The sequence below is a fragment of the Microbacterium esteraromaticum genome (assembly GCF_017303215.1).
GTDB lineage: Bacteria > Actinomycetota > Actinomycetes > Actinomycetales > Microbacteriaceae > Microbacterium > Microbacterium esteraromaticum_C.
The window spans coordinates 2,367,714-2,388,476 of sequence record NZ_JAEMWU010000001.1; the positions used below are offsets into that span (position 1 = coordinate 2,367,714).

Annotated in this window: 18 protein-coding genes; 7 read left to right on the plus strand and 11 right to left on the minus strand. The window is 68.4% G+C overall.

The window, feature by feature from the left end:
• Positions 1–58: 58 nt before the first annotated feature.
• A complete protein-coding gene (gene mraZ, locus JF543_RS10930) occupies positions 59–490 on the minus strand; it encodes a division/cell wall cluster transcriptional repressor MraZ (protein ID WP_179410524.1) in 432 nt (143 codons plus the stop codon).
• A 227-nt stretch (positions 491–717) separates the two neighbouring features.
• A complete protein-coding gene (locus tag JF543_RS10935; protein ID WP_179410523.1) occupies positions 718–1,107 on the minus strand; it encodes a DUF3040 domain-containing protein in 390 nt (129 codons plus the stop codon).
• 95 nt (positions 1,108–1,202) lie between these two features.
• Here JF543_RS10935 and JF543_RS10940 point away from each other — a divergent pair, with 95 nt between their 5' ends.
• Positions 1,203–2,279, plus strand: coding sequence for a polyprenyl synthetase family protein (locus JF543_RS10940; protein ID WP_347401142.1), 1,077 nt, complete (start codon positions 1,203–1,205; stop codon positions 2,277–2,279).
• A gap of 38 nt (positions 2,280–2,317) precedes the next feature.
• On the opposite strand, the gene JF543_RS10945 is transcribed toward JF543_RS10940, so the two are convergent.
• Positions 2,318–2,662 (minus strand): Rv2175c family DNA-binding protein, encoded by a 345-nt coding sequence (locus JF543_RS10945; RefSeq protein WP_179410522.1) that lies wholly within the window; start codon positions 2,660–2,662, stop codon positions 2,318–2,320.
• Positions 2,663–2,819: 157 nt separating this feature from the next.
• Between JF543_RS10945 and JF543_RS10950 the strand changes: the two genes are divergently transcribed.
• The 4 genes from JF543_RS10950 to sufU all read left to right on the plus strand — a co-directional run bounded on the left by JF543_RS10950 (position 2,820) and on the right by sufU (position 7,883).
• Positions 2,820–4,049: a LysM peptidoglycan-binding domain-containing protein gene (locus JF543_RS10950; protein WP_206824085.1), complete on the plus strand. Its 1,230-nt coding sequence runs from the start codon at positions 2,820–2,822 to the stop codon at positions 4,047–4,049.
• A gap of 99 nt (positions 4,050–4,148) precedes the next feature.
• Positions 4,149–6,086, plus strand: coding sequence for a Stk1 family PASTA domain-containing Ser/Thr kinase (gene pknB / locus JF543_RS10955; RefSeq protein ID WP_347401143.1), 1,938 nt, complete (start codon positions 4,149–4,151; stop codon positions 6,084–6,086).
• A gap of 55 nt (positions 6,087–6,141) precedes the next feature.
• Positions 6,142–7,440 (plus strand): aminotransferase class V-fold PLP-dependent enzyme, encoded by a 1,299-nt coding sequence (locus tag JF543_RS10960; protein WP_206824086.1) that lies wholly within the window; start codon positions 6,142–6,144, stop codon positions 7,438–7,440.
• Positions 7,440–7,883 carry a Fe-S cluster assembly sulfur transfer protein SufU gene (gene sufU / locus JF543_RS10965; RefSeq protein WP_206824087.1) on the plus strand — a complete coding sequence of 148 codons (444 nt, stop codon included), beginning with the start codon at positions 7,440–7,442 and terminating at the stop codon, positions 7,881–7,883. Before JF543_RS10960 ends, sufU begins: the two co-directional genes overlap by 1 nt.
• 10 nt (positions 7,884–7,893) lie before the next feature.
• Here sufU and JF543_RS10970 read toward each other — a convergent pair whose 3' ends face one another.
• Entirely contained in the window at positions 7,894–9,231 is a 1,338-nt protein-coding gene (locus JF543_RS10970) for a class II 3-deoxy-7-phosphoheptulonate synthase (protein WP_179410517.1), read from the minus strand.
• A 62-nt stretch (positions 9,232–9,293) separates the two neighbouring features.
• Positions 9,294–9,986, minus strand: a complete 693-nt coding sequence (locus JF543_RS10975; RefSeq protein WP_179410516.1) for a lysophospholipid acyltransferase family protein — start codon at positions 9,984–9,986, stop codon at positions 9,294–9,296.
• Positions 9,987–10,103: 117 nt separating this feature from the next.
• Between JF543_RS10975 and JF543_RS10980 the strand changes: the two genes are divergently transcribed.
• A complete protein-coding gene (locus tag JF543_RS10980) occupies positions 10,104–11,930 on the plus strand; it encodes an AMP-dependent synthetase/ligase (protein ID WP_206824088.1) in 1,827 nt (608 codons plus the stop codon).
• An 84-nt stretch (positions 11,931–12,014) separates the two neighbouring features.
• Here JF543_RS10980 and def read toward each other — a convergent pair whose 3' ends face one another.
• Genes def through JF543_RS10995 form a run of 3 tightly spaced genes read right to left on the minus strand, consistent with a single transcriptional unit; the run spans position 12,015 to position 17,834 of the window.
• Entirely contained in the window at positions 12,015–12,506 is a 492-nt protein-coding gene (gene def / locus JF543_RS10985; protein WP_179410514.1) for a peptide deformylase, read from the minus strand.
• On the minus strand, positions 12,506–14,383 hold the full coding sequence (locus JF543_RS10990) for a MinD/ParA family ATP-binding protein (protein WP_347401144.1): 1,878 nt from the start codon (positions 14,381–14,383) through the stop codon (positions 12,506–12,508). Before JF543_RS10990 ends, def begins: the two co-directional genes overlap by 1 nt.
• A gap of 43 nt (positions 14,384–14,426) precedes the next feature.
• On the minus strand, positions 14,427–17,834 hold the full coding sequence (locus JF543_RS10995; protein WP_206824094.1) for a pyruvate carboxylase: 3,408 nt from the start codon (positions 17,832–17,834) through the stop codon (positions 14,427–14,429).
• A 94-nt stretch (positions 17,835–17,928) separates the two neighbouring features.
• Here JF543_RS10995 and JF543_RS11000 point away from each other — a divergent pair, with 94 nt between their 5' ends.
• Positions 17,929–18,741: a ParA family protein gene (locus JF543_RS11000; RefSeq protein WP_179410512.1), complete on the plus strand. Its 813-nt coding sequence runs from the start codon at positions 17,929–17,931 to the stop codon at positions 18,739–18,741.
• 110 nt (positions 18,742–18,851) lie between these two features.
• Here JF543_RS11000 and JF543_RS11005 read toward each other — a convergent pair whose 3' ends face one another.
• From JF543_RS11005 to JF543_RS11015, 3 genes are all read right to left on the minus strand, one after another.
• Positions 18,852–19,397 carry a MerR family transcriptional regulator gene (locus JF543_RS11005; RefSeq protein ID WP_179410511.1) on the minus strand — a complete coding sequence of 182 codons (546 nt, stop codon included), beginning with the start codon at positions 19,395–19,397 and terminating at the stop codon, positions 18,852–18,854.
• A 98-nt stretch (positions 19,398–19,495) separates the two neighbouring features.
• Positions 19,496–20,185, minus strand: coding sequence for a transcriptional regulator FtsR (ftsR, locus tag JF543_RS11010; RefSeq protein WP_206824096.1), 690 nt, complete (start codon positions 20,183–20,185; stop codon positions 19,496–19,498).
• Positions 20,185–20,667, minus strand: a complete 483-nt coding sequence (locus JF543_RS11015; protein ID WP_179410509.1) for an FHA domain-containing protein — start codon at positions 20,665–20,667, stop codon at positions 20,185–20,187. The genes ftsR and JF543_RS11015 overlap by 1 nt, the downstream gene beginning before the upstream one ends.
• Positions 20,668–20,763 lie beyond the last annotated feature (96 nt).

Genomic DNA, 20,763 nt, shown 5'->3' on the forward strand with positions numbered 1-20,763 from the left:
CTCGACCCGGCACCGGGGAAGTGTGTCGGGGCGGAGCGGCGAGGCATCACAACCGGGGTCAGAACAATCCGGGAATCACCTCCTGTTCCAGATCGGCGTAGGACTCTTCATTGCTTTCCAGGTAGTCGTTCCAGGCGGCCGCATCCCAGATCTCGGCGTGGGCGCCGACTCCGGTGACGACCAGCTCCTTGCCCAGGCCGGCGTACTGGCGCAAGTGGGCGGGGAGCGTGATGCGGTTCTGACTGTCGGGCATCTCGGCGCTCGCACCCGACAGGAACATGCGCAGGAAGTCCCGCGCCTGCTTGTTGCTCAGTGGGGCCTGACGGATGCGCTCATGGAGCTGCTCGAACTCGGCGGTGCTGAACACGTAGAGGCAACGTTCCTGCCCGCGGGTGACGACGACTCCCCCGCCGAGATCCTCGCGGAACTTCGCGGGCAGGATGACCCGGCCCTTGTCATCGAGCTTCGGCGAATGCGTCCCCAAAAGCACCGGTCATCACCCCCCTGCGTCCGGCCGACCGAGGTGCGCACCACTTTACTCCACTTCCCTCCACTTTCACTCCCCCTTTCTGACGCATTCCCAGGCACCTCCCGGTTCGGGCGGCAAAAACCCCGTGATCACGCGGATTCACGGGGTGGAGGACAGTGGAGGAAAATCACCGCCGAAACGCAGAAAAGCCCGGATGCTATGCATCCGGGCTCTGTCAGCGGATCAGATCAACGTTCTTCTTGGCGCCGATCCCAGCGGTCGTTCATCTTGTCCATGAACGAGGTGTCCTGAGGACTGGCGCCGCCGCGCGGGGCCTGTGCGGGCGCGCCGCCGCCGGCGCGTCGCACCGGGGTGAACGCGAGGATGACACCACCGAGCATCGCGAGGAACGCGACGACACCGATGACGATGCTGCCGACCGGGCCCAGGCTGGCGCCGAGCGCGACGGCGGCGATGAGACCACCGACGCCGACGAGCAGCAGCACGGCCCCGTAGACCAGGTTTCGGTAGCTCAGCGCGCGGTCGCCTGTCGGCGCGCTGACCACGTCTGCGTCATGCTGCAGAAGATGGCGCTCCATCTCGTCGAGCATGCGCTGCTCTTGTTCGGAAAGAGGCATGTCCAACCCCCTCGGTTCGGTCTATCCAGTCTAGCCGCGCGCGGCCCGCTCGGCTAGCCGAGCACCCCCGGATTCCTGCATCTAGGCTGGGAATCGTGTCTTCTTCGCTCGCGCTCGATGCCGTAGCCGCCCGCCTCGGCCGTTTCCTCGATGAGATCCGCGGCAGCAGTGCCGAGTACGGCCCCGACGCCGCCCTGTTCATCGATGCGGCAGCCGCCACACTGGCCGGCGGCAAGCGACTGCGCGCCCGGTTCTGCCACGCGGGCTGGTATGCGGCATCCGGGCGCGTCGCGAGCCCGCAGGACGAGGTGTGGGGCATGGCTGCTGCGCTGGAGATCTTCCAGTCCGCCGCGCTCGTGCACGACGATCTCATCGACAACTCCGACACCCGCCGCGGCAAGCCGGCGTCGCACCGCGCGCTCGAGGCGGCGCATCGCCGGGCGGGATGGCACGGCGACGCCGAGGCGTTCGGCCGTTCCGCCGCCGTGCTCCTCGGAGACCTGCTCGTCGCCTGGAGCGACGACCTGCTCGAACAGACCCTTGTCGGGCATCCGCATGCCGCTGCCGCCCGTGCCGAGTACGCCCGGATGCGACGCGACGTCACGATCGGCCAGCTGCTCGATGTCACCGAGGAGTCGGCGTGGAACACCTCTCCGACCACCTCGCCGCTCGACCGGGCTTTGCGCGTGGCCGCACTGAAGTCGGCGCGGTACAGCGTCGAGGAGCCGATCGTGCTCGGGGCGACGCTTGCCGGCGCCGAGCCTGGATTGCTCGACGCGTTGCGCGCGTTCGGACACCCCGTGGGCATGGCCTTCCAGCTGCGCGATGACGTGCTCGGCGTGTTCGGCGACCCCGCAGTGACCGGCAAACCCGCCGGCGACGATCTGCGCGAGGGCAAGCGCACCGCGCTCGTCGCCGTCGCGCGCGAGCGGCTGACGCCGGAGGAACGCGAGCGCTTGGATGCCGGCCTCGGCGATGCCGGACTATCGGATGCTGAAGTCGAGACGATTCAGACGCTGATCCGTTCCAGCGGCGCGCTCACCCACGTCGAGAAGATGATCGACGACTACACCGCGGCCGCGGAGCGGGCGCTGGTCGCGCTACCGGTCGAGTCCGGCGCGGCCGACGAGCTGGGTGCGCTGGCGCAGGCCGCGATCGCCCGTTCCGCGTGACCGCAGTCGGTCACATCACGCACACGCGGGGAACGGGGTTACGCGAGGGCGCGCGCCACGCGTCGAACCTCGCTCTTATGGCCCGCCAGGAGAGCGGCAATCGGCGAGCGGCCGAGAGTCTCTTCCTCGGCCAGGAGCCAATCGATGATCTCGTCGTCCGAGAACGCGGCGTCCTGCATGACGATCACCGTGCCGCGCAGCGCGGGTAGCGGCCGACCGTCGGCGATGAATACCGCGGGAACGGCGAACGCACCACCGCGGCGCGAGCCGATCAGGTAGCGCTCGTCGAGCAGGCGGCGTACGCGGCCCGGCGTCTCGTCAAGGGCGTCGACGAGTTCGGGAATCGTCAGCCAGGCGGAGGTATCCGGTGCGTTCTCAGTCACCCCTCCACTATCTCACCCCGGGGCCGACACCGCGCCGTTGGCACCGTCGAACGCGCCGAAACCACATGAGTAACAGATTTCACTTCTGCCACTTCGGTTGACAACGCTATACAACCGTGTCAGCGTTTTCTCAGCGACTCAGGGGGAGAAGATTGACATGACGGCTCGCACCTCGCACACCGCGCCGCTCCGATTCGGTGCACCCGCAGCCGTGGTCGGCGCCCTCGCCGCCGCCCTGACGGTCTCACCCGCACACGCGCAACCGAGCGCGCCCGCTGCTCGCACCGCCGATCTCACGGGTTTGAGCCCCACCGCGCTCAGTCCGCGTCCGCACGCTGCGACGCCAACCCCGGCGGCGGCGGTCATCCCGGCATCCACGCGTCCGACAACACACACCGTCCGCGCCGGTGACACCGTGTACGCGATCGCGATCCGCAACGGACTCCGCCCCGCCGACGTGCTCGACTGGAATGGCCTGAACGCACGCTCGGTGATCTACCCCGGCCAGAAGCTCCGCCTGACACCGCCGGCGACCGCGCAACAGCCACCGAAGACGTCGTCTCCACAGCCGGTCACGCAGACCGGAGGCGCAGTGCACACCGTGAAACGGGGCGACACGGTCTACGCGATCGCAAAGAAGTACCGTTCCTCGGTCAGCGCCATCGTGTCCGCGAACGGCCTGGGTCGTAGCGCCGTGATCTACCCGGGCCAGAAGCTGCGGATCGGTGGAACGGCATCCGCTCCGTCCACACCGACGACGGGCGCCCCGACCACGGGCACGCCCAGCACGCCCTCCCCAGCGAAGACTCATCGGATCGTCGCCGGCGACACCCTCTACGGCATCGCAAAGAAGTATGGAACGTCGGTGAGCGTGCTGCTGCGCGCGAACAACCTGAGCAGCGGCGCAATCATCTATCCCGGCCAGACGCTGCGCCTGAGCGCGCCGGTGGCAGCAGCGGCGGCGAACGCCCAACGCTACGCGACGCTCGACGCGACCCAGAAGGCGCACGCCGCCCACATCATCCGTGTCGGGCGCGAGCTGGGCATCTCCGACCGCGGCATCGCGATCGCGCTGGCAACCGCCATGGTCGAGTCCTCCATGCGCAACCTCGACTACGGCGATCGCGATTCGCTGGGCCTGTTCCAGCAGCGCCCAAGTCAGGGCTGGGGAACGGCTGCTCAGATCCTCGACGCCGATCGCAGCATCCGCGTCTTCTACGGCGGACCGCAGGACCCGAACGGGCGTGCGACGCGCGGCCTGCTCGACATCTCGGGCTGGCAGAACATGTCGTTCACCGGCGCCGCACAGGCCGTGCAGATTTCGGCATACCCCGATCGGTACGGCCAGTGGGAGCAGCAGTCCTTCCGCTGGCTGGCCTCCCTCTGAGCGCGACACGCCGATGACGCGCCGGACGTCACCGGATCGATACCTCGTGCAGGTGCGCCGTTGCCGAGCCTCACAGCCGCTTCTTCATAGACTTCATCTGTGACTATTCCGCAGGCCGACCCCCTCATCGGGCGGCTTGTCGACGGCCGATACCGGGTACGCGCACGAATTGCACGAGGCGGGATGGCGACGGTCTACGTCGCCACCGACATGCGCCTGGAACGGCGCATCGCCCTGAAGGTGATGCACGCGCACCTCAGTGACGACTCGGCCTTCCAGAGCCGCTTCATCCAAGAGGCGCGCGCCGCCGCCCGACTCGCCGACCCGCACGTGGTCAACGTGTTCGACCAGGGTCAGGACGGCGAGCTGGCGTACCTGGTGATGGAGTACCTTCCGGGCATCACCCTGCGCGAGCTGATGCGCGAGCAGAAGCGTCTCACCGTCCCGCAGACGATCACGATCATGGACGCCGTGCTGTCCGGACTCGCCGCCGCGCACAGCGCCGGCATCGTGCACCGTGACGTCAAGCCCGAGAACGTGCTGCTCGCCGAGGACGGCCGCATCAAGATCGGTGACTTCGGGTTGGCCCGCGCCACGACGGCCAACACCGCCACGGGCGCTCAGCTGCTGGGCACGATCGCCTATCTGGCACCAGAACTCGTCACCCGCGGCACAGCCGATGCCCGTAGCGACATCTACGCGTTGGGCATCATGCTCTACGAAATGCTCGTCGGCGAACAGCCGTACAAGGGCGAGCAGCCCATGCAGATCGCGTATCAGCACGCGACCGAGCAGGTGCCGCGGCCGAGCACGCGCAACACGGCAGTCCCCGAGCAGCTCGACGAGCTCGTGCTGTGGGCGACCGAGAAGTCCCCCGACGATCGCCCGCTCGATGCGGGCGCCATGCTCACCCGGCTGCGCGAGATCGAACGCGATCTGGGCATCGCGCCCGTGGTCACCACGACCACCGCGGCGCACCGCGATCACGACTCCGGTGCGGTCACGAAGATCCTTCCGGGTGTCATCACGGCCGACCACACCGAGGACGTCCCGGTGGATGCCGACAACGCGGCCCGGCTACGGCGCCGCACGTCGCGACGTCGCGCGCGCGGCGCCCTCCTGCTGTCGCTCGTGCTGCTGCTGGCGGTCTCTGCCGGAGGCATCGGCTGGTGGTTCGGTTCGGGTCCGGGATCGCTCGTGGGCGTGCCGTCGGTCGCTGGGATGAGCTACGATGACGCCGCGGCGGTCGTGACGGCCGAGGGACTGATTCCCGAACGCACCGACGAGTCCTCTGTGGATGTCGACGAGGGCGACGTGATCGAATCACGGCCCGGCGCGGGCGAACGGGTCGAGCAGGACAGCACGGTCACGCTCGTCGTGTCGTCCGGTCCCGCTCAGCACACGCTTCCGCATCTGGGCGGCAAGACCGAGCAAGAGGTGCGCGACATCCTCACCGCGAACAACGTCAACGTCGAGGACGACACGGCGAGCTACTTCGCCGACCTCGACCGCGATCTGGTGCTGAACGTGCGGATCACCCCGCGGGGCAGCGATGAGAGCTACGCGTGCGGTACCGGCTGCGACGTCTTCGAGGACGACACGGCGCTGATCCAGATGTCGCTCGGTCCGGTTCCCGACGTCACGGGAAAGTCGCTCGACGACGCAATCACGACCCTCTCCGATGCCGGGCTGAAGGTCGCCGACGAGCGTCCCGAGGAGTTCAGCGACTCGGTGGCGGCAGGCGCGGTGATCCGCCAGAGCACCGATCGTCCCGGTGGGGGCAGCTGGCGCCCCGGTGACGCGCTGACGCTGACCCTGTCGAAGGGACCGCAGCTGTTCGAGGTGCCCGATGTTGCGGGACTGACCCGCGACGAAGCGCGCCAGAAGCTCGAGGATGCCGGATTCACGGTCGACTACGCACCGTTCTGGAACGGTGTGCCCAATGGCCTGACCAAGGCCCAGAGCACCGATCCCGAGTCCGGCACGATGCACCGCGCCGGCACCGAGATCTACATCGTCATCAACGTCAGCGGCTGACGACCCCGTCCCGCCCGCCGGCCCCAGCACCGCCAGCGGATGAGAGGCTAGAACAATGAGCATCGGTACCGCGTCTCCCCCTGCGTTCAGCGATGAGGAGGTCCAGCGCCTGCGTGCGGACTTCCCCATCCTGCAGACGCGGGTCAACGGGCATCCGCTCGTCTACCTCGACTCGGGGGCGACCTCGCAGCGTCCCCTCTCGGTGATCGATGCCGAGCGCGCGTTCACCACGACGCTCAACTCGGCCGCGCACCGCGGTGCGCACACGCTGGCCGCCGAGGCGACGCTCGCGTTCGAGGACGCCCGCACCGCTCTCGCCGAGTTCATCGGCGCCGACGAGGACGAGGTGGTCTGGACCTCCAACGCGACCGAAGCGATCAACCTGGTCGCCTACGCGTTCTCGAACGCGTCGATCGGCCGCGGCGGCGCCGAGAGCGCCCGGCTGCGCCTCGGCCCGGGCGACGAGATCGTGACGACCGAGATGGAGCACCACGCCAATCTCATCCCCTGGCAGGAGCTCGCCGCGCGCACGGGCGCGACATTGCGGGTGATCCCGCTCGACGACGACGGCGCGCTGCGCATGGATGCCGCGGCCGAGCTGATCGGACCACGCACGCGCCTGGTGGCGTTCACGCACGTGTCGAACGTCCTCGGGGTGGTGAACCCCGTCGAGCAGCTCATCGCCGCCGCACACGCCGTCGGAGCACTCGTGCTGCTGGACGCCTGCCAGTCGGCTCCGCATGTCGCGCTGGACGTGCACGCGCTCGATGTCGACTTCGCGGTGCTGTCGGGACACAAGATGCTCGGTCCCACCGGCATCGGCGCGCTGTACGGGCGTCGCGAGCTGCTTGAGATCATGCCGCCGTTCCTGACGGGCGGTTCGATGATCACCACGGTCACCACGACCGAGGCGGAGTATCTTCCGCCGCCCCAGCGCTTCGAGGCGGGCACGCAGCGCGTGTCGCAGGCCGTGGCACTGGCCGAGGCGGTGCGGTACCTGCAGGGAGTCGGGATGCCGAGGATCGCCGCGCATGAGGCGGAGCTCGGCGCGAGGCTCGTCGAAGGCCTCTCGGCCCTCGACGGCGTGCGTGTGCTCGGCGCGGGAATCGACCTTCCGCGGGTGGGACTGGCGAGCTTCGATGTCGCCGGCATTCACTCGCACGATGTCGGGCAGTTCCTCGACGACGCCGGCATCGCCGTGCGCGTCGGTCATCACTGCGCACAACCGCTGCACCGCCGCCTCGGCGTCACCTCGTCGACGCGTGCGAGCACCTATTTGTACAACACCGCGGACGAGGTGGATGCCGTCATCGACGGCGTCGCCCGCTGCATCGACTTCTTCCGGAGGGCATGATGGCCTCGTCCGACCTGCAGGGCATGTACCAGGAGCTGATCCTCGATCATTCCCGCACCCCGCACGGCTTCGGGCTGCGCGACGCCGTGCCGTCGCAGTCCCACCAGCTGAACCCCACCTGCGGAGACGAGATCACCTTGCAGGTGCACACCGCGGCGGACGGCACCGTCGAGGCGATCGCGTGGGAAGGACACGGCTGCGCGATCTCGCAGGCATCCGCCTCGTTGTTCGCCGAGCTCGTTGAGGGCCTCCCGGTCGCCGATGTCGAGCATCGGATCGCCGTGTTCCGCGAAGCGATGCGCTCACGCGGGCGCATCGCCCCCGACCCCGAGCTGCTCGGCGATGCCGCAGCGCTCGGCGGTGTGTCGAAGTACGTCGCCCGCGTGAAGTGCGCGATGCTCGGCTGGGTCGCTGCGGAGGACGCCCTCCGCAAGCTCCCCTGACCGCGTCGCGTCAGCGCTTCTCGAGCTCCTCGGCGACGAGGAACGCCAGTTCGAGGCTCTGCATGTGGTTCAGGCGCGGGTCGCACAGGCTCTCGTAACGGGTCGCGAGGCCGGCCTCGTCGATGCGCTCCGATCCGCCCAGGCACTCGGTGACGTCGTCTCCGGTGAGTTCGACGTGGATGCCGCCCGGGAACGTGCCGACGGCGCGGTGCGCCTCGAAGAAGCCGCGCACCTCATCGACGACGTCGTCGAAACGGCGCGTCTTGTACCCGTTGGGGGTGGTGATGCCGTTGCCGTGCATCGGGTCGGTCACCCACAGTGGGTTGGCGCCGGAGTCGCGCACGGCCTCAAGCAGCGGGGGCAGCGCGTCGCGGATCTTGCCCGCGCCCATGCGGGTGATGAACGTCAGTCGTCCCGGCTCGCGGTTGGGGTCGAGCTTGTCGATCAGCGCAAGAGCGGTCTCGGGCGTCGTGGTCGGGCCCAGCTTGACGCCGATCGGGTTGTGGATGCGCGAGAAGTAGTCGATGTGCGCACCGTCGAGGTCGCGCGTGCGCTCCCCCACCCACAGGAAGTGCGCCGAGGTGTTGTACGGGTTGTCGGTGCGCGAGTCGATGCGAGTCATGGGCCGCTCGTAGTCCATGAGCAGGCCCTCGTGCCCGGTGAAGAACTCGACGCGCTTGAGCTCCTCGAAGTCAGCGCCCGCGGCCTCCATGAACTTGATCGCGCGATCGATCTCGGCGGCCATGCGCTCGTAGCGCTGGTTGGCCGGGTTCTGGGCGAAGCCCTTGTTCCAGGAGTGCACCTCACGCAGGTCGGCGAAACCGCCCTGCGTGAACGCACGGATGAGGTTCAGCGTCGACGAGGCCATGTGGTAGCCCTGCAGGAGTCGACCCGGGTCGGCCTGACGCGACTTCTCGGTGAAGTCGTACCCGTTGACGATGTCGCCGCGGTACGCGGGCAGCGTCACGTCGCCGCGCGTCTCGGTGTCACTGGAGCGCGGCTTGGCGAACTGCCCGGCCATGCGTCCCATCTTCACAACCGGCATCGATGCGCCGTAGGTGAGCACCACGGCCATCTGCAGCACCGTCTTGATGCGGTTGCGGATCTGATCGGCGGTCGCACCGGCGAACGTCTCGGCGCAGTCACCGCCCTGCAGCAGGAACGCCTCGCCCTGCGCCGCACGTGCCAGACGTGCGCGCAGGTTGTCGACCTCACCGGCGAACACCAGGGGCGGCAGCGCGGCGATCTGCGAAGAGACCTCGGCCACGTGCTCGGCATCCGGCCACTGCGGCTGCTGCTTGATGGGAAGGGAGCGCCACATGTCGAGATCAGAATGCGAGGAGTGCATCGCCCCAGCTTAGCCCTCGGAAACGACGCCGATCCGCCGTGTTTCGACGTTGTCGCGGGCGTTCAGCGCTTGGCGGATGCGGGCAGGCGGTCCTTGACGGTGGAGGCATACACATCGTCGTACTGCTGCGCGCCCAGACGATGCAGCGCGATCATGATCTCGTCGGTGACTGCGCGCAGGATGTAGCGGTCGTTCTCCATCCCCGCATAGCGCGAGAAATCGAGCGGTTCCCCGATGACCGCCCCCACCCGCATCACGTTGGGGATCCGCTTGCCGATCGGCATCGCGGTGTCGGTGTCGACCATCACCACGGGGATGACCGGGACCTTGGCCTCCAGCGCCATCCGGGCGATGCCGGTGCGCCCCCGGTACAGGCGCCCGTCGGGGCTGCGAGTGCCCTCGGGGTAGATGCCCAGCAGATCGCCGCGCCCCAGAATCTGCAGGCCGGTGTTCAGCGAGGCTTCGGAGGCCTTGCCCCCGGAGCGGTCGATGGGAATCTGACCGGTGCCCTTCATGAACGCCTTGGTCGCCCAGCCGCGAATGCCCTTGCCGGTGAAGTAGTCGCTCTTGGCGAGGAACGACATCGGACGATCGAGCAGCAGGGGCAGGAAGATCGAGTCCGCGAACGACAGGTGATTGCTCGCCAGGATCGCGGCGCCGGTGGCGGGCACGTTCTCTCGCCCGGTGATCCAGGGGCGGAAGATCGCCTTGACCAGCGGGCCGATCGCCACATACTTCATCAGCCAGTAGAACATCGTCTCGCAGTCTAGCGCCGCACGGCGTCTCGCGACCCAGTTCCATCTGGACTGCGACCTGATTCCATGCCATAGACTCGGATGATTACCCGCTCGACAGGTACCGAAGGAGCTGCCGTGGCCCAGTTCGAAGTCCCCGCGATCATCCCCGCCGACCCCGAGGGGAACGTCTCCGATCTGCTCGCGCAGCGCGTGCAGAAGACGCCTCACCTCGCCCTGTTCGGCGTACCGGACGGCGACGGCTGGCGAGATGTCTCGGCGAAGGACTTCGAGACCGCCGTGATCGCCCTGGCCAAGGGTTTCGTCGCCGCCGGCGTGCAGCCCGGCGAGAAGGTCGGCTTCATCGCGCGCACCACCTACGAGTGGACGCTGATCGACTTCGCACTGTTCTACGCCGGCGCAGTTATGGTGCCGATCTACGAGACCAGCTCTCCTTCGCAGATCCAGTGGATCATGGAGGATTCCGGCGCAACCGCACTGATCGTCGAGTCGCCCGAGCACTTCACTCGCGCCGACGAAGTGCGTGGCGACCTGCCGCTGGTGCGCGAGGTCTGGCAGATGCACCTCGGGGCCATCGACACCCTCACCGCGCAGGGGGCGGACATCGAGGATGCTGAGATCGAGCGTCGGCGCAACCTCGCCCGAGGCGAGGACATCGCGACGCTGATCTACACCTCCGGTTCAACAGGACGCCCCAAGGGCTGCGTGCTCACGCACAGCAACTTCGTCGAGCTCTCCCGCAACTCGGCCAAGGCCCTCGACGAGGTCGTCTCGATGCCCGGCGCCTCGACACTGCTGTTCATCACGACCGCTCACGTGTTCGCCCGCTTCATCTCGATCCTCGCCGTGCACTCCGGCGTGCGCACGGGCCACCAGCCCGACACGAAGCAGCTGCTGCCCGCGCTCGGGTCGTTCAAGCCCACCTTCCTGCTCGCCGTACCGCGCGTGTTCGAGAAGGTGTACAACTCGGCCGAGCAGAAGGCCGAGGCCGGCGGCAAGGGCAAGATCTTCCGCGCCGCGGCCGGCGTGGCCGTCGAGCACTCCAAGCTGCTCGAAGAGGGCAAGAAGGTGCCGTTCGGGCTGCGACTGAAGTTCGCCCTGTTCGACAAGCTCGTCTACAGCAAGCTGCGTGAGGCGATGGGCGGCAAGGTCAAGTACGCGGTGTCGGGCTCGGCTCCGCTGGGTCCGCGTCTCGGCCACTTCTTCCACAGCCTCGGCGTCGTGATCCTCGAAGGCTACGGTCTCACCGAGACCACCGCCCCGGCGACCGTGAACCTTGCGCACAAGTCCAAGATCGGCACGGTCGGCCCTGCGCTGCCCGGCGTGGGCGTGCGCCTGGCCGAGGACGGCGAGATCGAGGTCAAGGGCGTCAACGTCTTCAAGGAGTACTGGAACAACCCCGAGGCCACCGCGGCGGCGTTCGATGACGGATGGTTCCGCACCGGCGACCTGGGCAGCTTCGATTCCGAGGGCTTCCTGACCATTACCGGCCGCAAGAAGGAGATCATCGTCACCGCCGGTGGCAAGAACGTCTCCCCCGCCGCGCTCGAGGACCCCATCCGTTCGAACCCGATCATCGGTCAGGTCGTGGTGCTGGGCGACAAGAAGCCGTTCATCTCGGCCCTCGTCACCCTCGACCCCGAGATGCTGCCGACCTGGCTGGCGAACAACGGGCTCCCCGCCGAGATGTCGCTCGCCGAGGCCAGCACGAATGCAGCGGTGCGCGAAGAAGTGCAGCGCGCGATCGACCGCGCCAACAAGGCCGTGTCGCGCGCCGAGTCGGTGCGCAAGTTCACCATCCTGCCGACCGAGTGGACCGAGGCCAGCGGTCACCTCACGCCGAAGATGTCGATCAAGCGCAACGTCATCCTGGCCGACTTCGCCGCCGACATCGCCGGGATCTACGACGAGCAGGTGCAGACCACGACCACGCCGCTGGGCTGATCAGCATCCGCAGATGAGAAATGCCCCCGCAACCGCGGGGGCATTTCTCGTTCTCTCACCACATTTCGACTCGCTGGCGCTCGCTCAAAACCAATCGCTCTCCCGTACCTGGCGCATGGCCAGCTTGCGGGTCTCTCCCTCGAGGCGACTCAGGTACACCTTGCCGTCGAGGTGGTCGGTCTCATGCTGCAGGGCCTGGGCGAGCAGCCCCTCACCCTCGAGCACAACGGGACGGCCATCGAGGTCGATGCCCTCCACGCGGGCCCACGGGTGACGCGGGGTGTCGTGCCAGAGTCCCGGCACCGACAGGCAGCCCTCACCGGTCGGCACCGCCTCGCCACGCACCTCGGTGAGCACCGGGTTGATGACGTAGCCGATGTCGCCATCGATGTTGTAGCTGAAGGCGCGCAGCGCGAAGCCGATCTGGTTGGCGGCCACGCCGGCGCGTCCGGGCAGCTCGACCGTGTCGAGCAGGTCGGCGATCAGCGACCGCACGCCGTCATCGATCTGCTCGATGGGTGCGCTCACGGTGCGCAGCACCGGGTCGCCGTACAGGCGGATCTCGCGGACGGTCATCAGGCGCCCCGCGTCCGCAGGCCCTCGACGAGCACGGCGGCGACCTCACGCGCAGCCTGACGCGTAGCCGGCTGCAGGCTGCCGAAGTCGATCGGGCCGCCACCGGCGATCTGGGGGTCGTAGGGGATACGCAGCACGTGCGCGGCCCGCGTCGAGAAGTGCGATTCCAGCTCGCTCAGGCGCACCAGCGGCGCCCCGGGCGTGGACTGGTTGAGCACGACGATCGCGCGACGTGCCAGGTCGGCGTGCCCGTTCGTCTCGAGCCACGTCAGCGTCTCGGATGCCAGCCGCGCCTCGTCGACGCTGAGTCCCGAGACGATCACGAGCTGGTCGGCCAGGTCGAGCGTGGCGCCCATCACCGCGTGAACGATCCCGGTACCGGAGTCGGTGAGCACGAGCGAGTAGTACTGGGCTGCGACGGTGGCCACATCCCGGTAGTCGGAGTCGCCGAACGCCTCTGAGACACGCGGGTCGGCATCTGAGGCGAGCACGTCCAGACGCGTGTGATCCCGGGCGACCAGTGCAGAGATGTCGTGGTACCCGCGGATGTCGTGCTGGGCACGCACCAGATCGCGCACCGACTTCGTGTGCCCACCCACGACGCGTTCTGCGAGCGTGCCGCGATCGGGGTTCGCGTCAACGGCGATCACTCGGTCGTCACGTGCATCGGCCAGAGCCATGCCCAGCAGGGCGGTCACGGTCGTCTTGCCCACGCCGCCCTTGCGGGACAGCACCGGTACGAACCGAGCGGTTCCCGGCATCTGCGCGGAGATGCGCGCGTTCAGCTGCTTGCGCTCGCGCGCCTTGCGGCTGTCGCCGACGTTGATGCGCCCACCGGAGAGGGTGTACAGCAGGTGGCTCCAGGTGCCCTCGGGCTCGGGCTTGGCGATGCGCGACGGCTCGAGCAGACGATCGGCGGTGAGCAGGTCGGCGCTCTCGCGGCTCGCCTCACCCAGGTCGTCGAGGCGCTTGGATGCCAGCGTGATGTCGGCCGCGGGGCGCGTCTCTTCGGATACCCGCGCCACGGCGGCCGCGGGCTGGGTGCCCGCTGCGCGATCTTCGTTCGCCACCGGTGTGTTCTCCTCTGCGGGGTCGACCGAGAGTGGCCGAGCATCGTTCTGTGCGGGCGACGGGGTTGCCGTCACCCGCTGCGGGGTCATGGCATCGTGCAGTTGCGCCTTGGCAGCCGCCACGACCGATTCCAGGCGGGCGAGTTCGGAGGTATCGAGGTCATCCGCCCGGTCGGTGGAATCGTCGGCGCCCTCGGCGTCGTCACTACCGGCATCGGTGTCGTCGTTGCCAGCATCGTCGCCACTGGCATCCTCGTCGGCGTCGACGGTGTTGTCCGCCTCCGGTGCGTCTGCAGGCTCAGCGGCGGCATCCGCCTCGGTCTCGGCGCTCTCGAAAGCGTCCGTCTCTTCGTCGACTTCCGTGTCGATCACGATCTCCGCGGTCTCCGGAGCGGCTGGGCCGTCGACCGGAGCCTCGTCGATGCGGGCATCCGATGCGTCCGCGCTCTCATCGGACACGACCGCATCGATCTGCTCGACGGGATCCAACGCCGGCGGCGCCAACTGCTCGGCGGGCAGCTCGATGACGATGTCGGGCGCCTGCTGCTCGATGCGCGCGACAGTGTCGGCGTCGGCGACGGCCGAGGTGTCGAGGATCAGCTCCGAGACGACCTCGGGCGCAGCGATCTCGCCGTCGATGACCTCGTCGTCGACGAGATCGTCATCGTCCGCTCCCGTCGGCACCGAGACGCTCACCTGCGCGGTGGCACCGGGGAGCCCGATTCCGGCGATGTCGGAGGACGGTGCGTCATCCAGCATTCCCAGGGAATCGTCCTCGGCGGGATCGACAGGGTTCTTCGGGGTCACGGTTCATCTCCAGGCTTCGGCGCGAAAATGCGCCCGCACAAGATTAGTGCTCCGCACGTATGACGACCAAAAGATCACCGGCGTCGACCTGCTGAGTCGAGGCGATCGCGAGCCGCTCCACGACGCCTCCGACGGGCGCGGTGATGGCCGCTTCCATCTTCATCGCCTCGATCGAGGCGACCGCATCGCCGGCCCGCACGACGGCGCCCTCTTCGACCTTCAGTGTCACTGCGCCCGAGAAGGGAGCTGCGACCTGCCCGGGCTTGGACGTGTCGGCCTTCTCGACCTCGTGCGAGTCGACGGCCACGGATCGGTCGCGCACCGACACCGGACGCAACTGTCCGTTCAGTGTCGTCATCACGGTGCGCATGCCCTTGGCGTCGGCCTCGCCGATCGCCTCCAAGCCGACGTACAGGCGAACTCCGCGCTCGATGTCGACGGCGTGCTCCGCGCCGGGCACCAGTCCGTACAGGTAGTCGCTGGTCTCGAGCGCCGACAGATCGCCGTACTCGTCACGGTTCTGCCGGAATGTCTTGGTCGGAGCAGGGAACAGCAGTTCGTTGAGCATTCCGCGGCGCTGCTCGGCGGTGCCATCGAGAGCGGCCTGCTGCGTCTCGGTGAGCGGCGTGACGCGGGTCGTCGCCGCGCGTCCCGCGAGCACCTTGCTGCGGAACGGCTCGGGCCAGCCGCCGGGCAGGTCGCCGAGCTCACCCGACATGAAGCCCACGACCGAGTCGGGGATGTCGTACTTCTCGGGGTTCGCCTCGAAGTCGGCGGGGTCGGCCTTCACCGCGGCGAGGTGCAGGGCCAGGTCGCCGACCACCTTCGACGAGGGGGTGACCTTGGGCACACGGCCCAGGATGCGGTCGGCCGCGGCGTACATGTTCTCGATCAGCTCGAAATCATCGGCAAGGCCCAGTGCGATCGCCTGCTGCCGCAGGTTCGACAGCTGTCCACCGGGGATCTCGTGGTGGTACACGCGGCCGGTGGGACCGGGCAGCCCCGACTCGAACGGGCGGTACAGGTGCCGGGTGGCCTCCCAGTACGGTTCGAGGTCGGATGCCGCCTGCAGGTCGATGCCGGTGTCGCGCTCGGTGTGAGCGAGCGCGGCGATCAGTGCCGACAGCGACGGTTGGCTGGTGGTTCCCGACATCGGCGCAGCGGCCGCGTCGACAGCATCCGCTCCCGCGTCGCTGGCGGCCAGCAGGGTCGCCAGCTGTCCGCCGGCCGTGTCGTGAGTGTGCACGTGCACGGGCTGATCGAACCGTTCGCGCAGTGCGCGGACGAGCTTGCCGGCCGCCGCGGGGCGCAACAGGCCCGCCATGTCCTTGATGCCGATGACATGAGCGCCGGCGTCGACGATCTGCTCGGCAAGGCGCAGGTAGTAATCGAGCGTGTACAGCTCTTCAGCGGGGTCGAGCAAGTCGCCGGTGTAGCAGAGCGCCCCCTCGGCGACGGCGGTGCCGGTGGCAAGGACCGCGTCGATTGCCGGGCGCATCTGGGACACGTCGTTGAGCGCGTCGAAGATGCGGAAGATGTCGACGCCGGTCGCGGCCGCCTCACGCACGAACGCATCGGTGACCTCGGTCGGGTACGGCGTGTAGCCGACGGTGTTGCGGCCACGCAGCAGCATCTGGATGTTGATGTTGGGCAGTGCCTCGCGCAGCGCTGCCAAGCGCTCCCAGGGGTCCTCCCCCAAGAAGCGCAGCGCGACGTCGTAGGTCGCACCGCCCCAGGCCTCGACCGACAGCAGTTGCGGGGTCATCCTGGCCACATGGGGGGCCACGGCCACCAGATCACGGGTGCGCACGCGGGTGGCCAGCAGCGACTGGTGCGCGTCGCGGAAGGTCGTCTCGGTCACGGCGAGCGGATGCTGGGCGCGCAGCGCAGCGGCGAACCCGGCCGGGCCGAGCTGCTGTAGCTGCTGTCGCGAACCCGACGGCGCCGGCGCGCTCAGATCGATCGCGGGCAGCTTCTGGGCGGGCGGTGTTGCCAAGGGGCTCTCGCCGTGCGGCTTGTTGACGGTGACGTCGACGAGCCAGTTGAGGATCTTGGTGCCGCGGTCCTTCGAGACGCGGCCGCGCAGCAACTCGGGACGCTCGTCGATGAACGACGTCGACAGATCTCCGGCCGCGAAGGCCGGATCGTCGAGCACCGCCTGCAGGAAGGGGATGTTCGTCGATACCCCGCGGATGCGGAACTCGGCCAGCGCACGGCGGGCCCGCGAGACGGCACTCTCGAACGATCGGCCACGACAGGTGAGCTTCGAGAGCATCGAGTCGAAGTACGGACTGATCTGCGCACCCGCGGCCGTGGTGCCACCGTCGAGCCGGATGCCCGCCCCGCCGGGTGAGCGGTAGGTGGTGATCTTGCCGGTGTCGGGGCGGAACCCCTGGGTCGGGTCCTCGGTGGTGATGCGGCACTGCAGGGCGGCGCCGCGCAGGTGGATATCACTCTGCTCAAGATGCAGGTCGGCGAGAGTGGCGCCGTCAGCGATCTGCATCTGCGCGCGCACCAGGTCGACGTCGGTGACCTCTTCGGTGACCGTGTGCTCGACCTGGATGCGCGGGTTCATCTCGATGAAGACGACCTCTCCGGCGCGCGGACCGGCGGTCTCGAGCAGGAACTCGACGGTGCCGGCGTTCTGGTAGCCGATCGACTTGGCGAAGGCGATGGCATGACGGTGGAGGTCGGCGCGGATGCTGTCGTCCAGGTTCGGCGCCGGGGCGATCTCGATCACCTTCTGATGCCGGCGCTGCACCGAGCAGTCGCGTTCGAACAGGTGCACGGTGCCGCCGTGCCCGTCGGCGAGGATCTGCACCTCGATGTGGCGGGGACGCAGCACGGCCTGTTCGAGGAACATGCGCGCGTCGCCGAAAGCGGCGCCGGCCTCGCGCATCGCCTCGGCCAGCGCCGGCGCCAGCTCGCCCTTGGTCTCGACGCGGCGCATGCCGCGGCCGCCACCACCGGCGACGGCCTTGGCGAACAGCGGGAAGCCGATCTCGTCCGATTGCGCCACCAGCGCGTCGACATCATCGGATGCCTCGGTCGAGCGCAGCACGGGAACGCCGGCCTCGATCGCGTGCCGTTTGGCCTCGACCTTGTTGCCGGCCATCTCAAGCACCGCGGCCGGCGGGCCGATGAAGGTGATGCCCGCGGCGGCCGCCTTCTCGGCCAGTTCCGGGTTCTCTGAGAGGAATCCGTAGCCCGGGTAGATGGCATCCGCACCGGCGTCGATCGCGACCTTGATGATCTCGTCGACGTCCAGGTATGCCTGAACCGGGTGGCCGCGTTCACCGATCTCGTACGCCTCGTCGGCCTTCAGACGGTGCAGGGATCCGCGATCCTCCCAGGGGAACACCGCGACGGTGCGCGCCCCCACCTCATATGCCGCACGGAATGCGCGAATCGCGATCTCGCCGCGATTGGCCACCAGGATCTTCTGAAACATGCACACCTCTGGAGAGGTCGAAGCACGCAGCTTGTGTGCGCGCTGGGCGGGGGCTGAGTGTCAACCCAGACTAGGGCACGGTAACGTGTAGCTCGTGCACGTACTCAGCGTCAGCTCCCTCAAGGGAGGCGTAGGAAAGACGACCGTGACTCTCGGTCTGGCTTCCGCCGCCTTCGCCCGCGGTCTTCGTACCCTCGTGGTCGACCTCGACCCGCAGTCCGACGTCTCCACGGGGATGGACATCCAGATCGCCGGGCGACTCAACATCGCCGACGTGCTGGCCAACCCCAAAGAGAAGGTGGTGCGCCAGGCGATCACCACCAGCGGTTGGGCGAAGGTGCACCCGGGCACGATCGATGTGCTCATCGGCAGCCCCTCTGCCATCAACTTCGACGGACCGCACCCCAGCGTGCGCGATGTCTGGAAGCTCGAAGAGGCGCTTGCCGCTGTCGAGGGCGAGTACGACCTCGTGCTCATCGACTGCGCTCCGTCGCTGAACGCGTTGACCCGCACGGCCTGGGCTGCCAGCGACCGCGTCATGGTGGTCACCGAGCCGGGCCTGTTCTCGGTCGCTGCCGCCGACCGCGCGCTGCGCGCGATCGAAGAGATCCGCCGTGGCCTCTCCCCCCGTCTGCAGCCCCTGGGCATCGTGGTCAACCGCGTGCGTCCGCAGTCGATCGAGCACCAGTTCCGCATCAAGGAGCTGCGTGACATGTTCGGCCCTCTGGTGCTGAGCCCGCAGCTGCCCGAGCGCACGTCGTTGCAGCAGGCTCAGGGCGCCGCAAAGCCGCTGCACATCTGGCCGGGCGACTCGGCGCAGGAACTGGCCGCCGACTTCGACCTGCTGCTGGACCGCATCATCCGCACCGGCCGCGTTGCCGTGCCTGAGAGCGGCTCGCAGGCGTAGCAACGCCGTCTTCTTCTCTCTGCGGGGCGCGTTGCGCCCACCGCAGAAGGGCGCCTGCGCGCGGATGCGTGCAGAAGCCGATCAGCTTCGGATGGCTGATGCCCGGGGCGTTACGCCGTGCGCTTCTTGCGCCGCGCAGCCAGTTCGTCGACCGGGTCGGGCGCGGCTGTGTCGAGTTCGACCAGCGTGGACTCCACCTCGCGCAGCACCTTGCCGACGGCGATGCCGAAGACGCCCTGGCCGCGGCTGACGAGGTCGATGACCTCGTCGTTCGACGTGCACAGGTACACCGATGCGCCATCGCTCATCAGGGTGGTTCCGGTGAGATCGCGGATGCCGGCGACGCGCAACTGCTCGACGGCGGTGCGGATCTGCTGCAGCGAGATGCCGGTGTCGAGCAGGCGCTTGACGAGCTTGAGCACGAGGATGTCGCGGAAGCCGTACATGCGCTGCGAGCCCGAGCCCGACGCGCCGCGCACGGTCGGGACGACCAGCTCGGTGCGTGCCCAGTAGTCGAGCTGCCGGTACGTGATGCCGGCCGCACGGGCGGCGACCGCGCCTCGGTACCCTACGGCGTCATCCATGGCGGGAAGCCCGTCGGTGAAGAGGAGTTCGGTCACGAACTGCGGGTCTTCCGCAAGCCCTTCCGCATCCATCTCAGTCTCCTCCTGATCGACTACCTCAACGCTAGAGCAGACCCCCCGCTCCGGCAACGACATCCGATGCAACGCGAAGGTGTGTCGCAACCTGTTCGTTACGAAAGCACGCGTTCGATCGACTGCTTCACCAGCAGGCGTCGCACGTCGTCGATGTGGGTGGCCAGCTCGGGCGCCAGTTCCGACGCGCGCCCCCGCGAAGCGGCATCCGTGCGGGCGAGCAAGGTGGCCAGCGCCGACTCGATCAGAGCCGCCTCGCGCTCGGCGTTCTGCCGCATGGTGCGCAGGTGGCGCGGTTCGATGCCGTGCTTGGCGAGGGCCACCAGGCCCGACAGCAGGGTCGAGACCTGCTCCGGGTACGTCTCTGCCGCGTTGATGAGCCCCGCGCTGATGGCGTCGTTGAACAACTGCGGTGTGGCGCCCGTGCGCAGCAGAAGGTCGTCGCGTCGGTGCTGGTGCACCGGCGTCGCGATGGAAGGCGGTGCCACCATCGGGATGCCGTCGTCGTCGGCCTCGGCCTCATCGAGCTGTTCACGGATGACGCTGAGCGGCAGGTAGTGATCGCGCTGCAGGATCAGCGCCGCGCGCACGCGCTCGACGTCAGCGGCACAGAACTTTCGGTAGCCGGACTGCGTGCGGGCCGGCGACACGATGCCCTGCACCTCGAGGAACCGCAGCTTGCTCGTGGTCAGCTGAGGGAACTCCGGCGTCAACCGGGCCAGCACCTGACCGATGCTGAGAAGACCCGACGGCGCGGAGCGCCCTCGGGCGGCACCGCCCGGGGGCATCAGCCGTTCGCCGTGGCGCGGTCGGCGGGCGAGGCGAAGAAGTTCATGCGGAACTTGCCGACGCGCAGTTCGTAGCCGTCGGCGAGTTCGCTGCGGTCGACGCGTTCGCCGTTGACATAGGTGCCGTTGAGCGATCGCTGGTCGACGATCTCGAACACCGAACCCGATCGGGTGATCTCGGCGTGGCGGCGCGAAACGGTGACGTCGTCGAAGAAGATATCGGCCTCGGGGTGACGCCCCACGGTTGTCACATCGGCGTCGAGCAGATAGCGGGCGCCGGCGAGTGCACCGGCGCGCACCAGAAGCAGTGCCGAGCCCGAGGGCAGTGCGGCGATCGCCGCGGCCTCCACCTCGGTGAGGTCGGCACCGAAGGGCACGAAGGAGAGATCCGATTCGTGACCGAAAGTCTGCGTCACATCGTGACGCTGCTCACCGCTGCGATGGATCGCGCCTCCGGCGCTGTTCGTGCTGTCGTCTGTCACGGTTCTCCCTCCTCCGGCCTCCCAGCCTATCGGATCGGATCGAGCGCCTGGGAGTGCGTTCTACCGATTCGCCCAGGCATCCTCCGCGCGATCGAC

Coding starts and splice junctions, on each gene's coding strand:
- ftsR (WP_206824096.1), bottom strand. CDS start 20,185: ATGCCCCCGGGCGGTGCCGCCCGAGGGCGCTCCGCGCCGTCGGGTCTT.
- sufU (WP_206824087.1), top strand. CDS start 7,440: ATGGCCTCGTCCGACCTGCAGGGCATGTACCAGGAGCTGATCCTCGAT.
- JF543_RS11005 (WP_179410511.1), bottom strand. CDS start 19,397: ATGGATGCGGAAGGGCTTGCGGAAGACCCGCAGTTCGTGACCGAACTC.
- JF543_RS10970 (WP_179410517.1), bottom strand. CDS start 9,231: ATGCACTCCTCGCATTCTGATCTCGACATGTGGCGCTCCCTTCCCATC.
- JF543_RS10950 (WP_206824085.1), top strand. CDS start 2,820: ATGACGGCTCGCACCTCGCACACCGCGCCGCTCCGATTCGGTGCACCC.
- def (WP_179410514.1), bottom strand. CDS start 12,506: ATGACCGTCCGCGAGATCCGCCTGTACGGCGACCCGGTGCTGCGCACC.
- JF543_RS10995 (WP_206824094.1), bottom strand. CDS start 17,834: ATGTTTCAGAAGATCCTGGTGGCCAATCGCGGCGAGATCGCGATTCGC.
- JF543_RS10960 (WP_206824086.1), top strand. CDS start 6,142: ATGAGCATCGGTACCGCGTCTCCCCCTGCGTTCAGCGATGAGGAGGTC.
- JF543_RS10975 (WP_179410516.1), bottom strand. CDS start 9,986: ATGTTCTACTGGCTGATGAAGTATGTGGCGATCGGCCCGCTGGTCAAG.
- JF543_RS10935 (WP_179410523.1), bottom strand. CDS start 1,107: ATGCCTCTTTCCGAACAAGAGCAGCGCATGCTCGACGAGATGGAGCGC.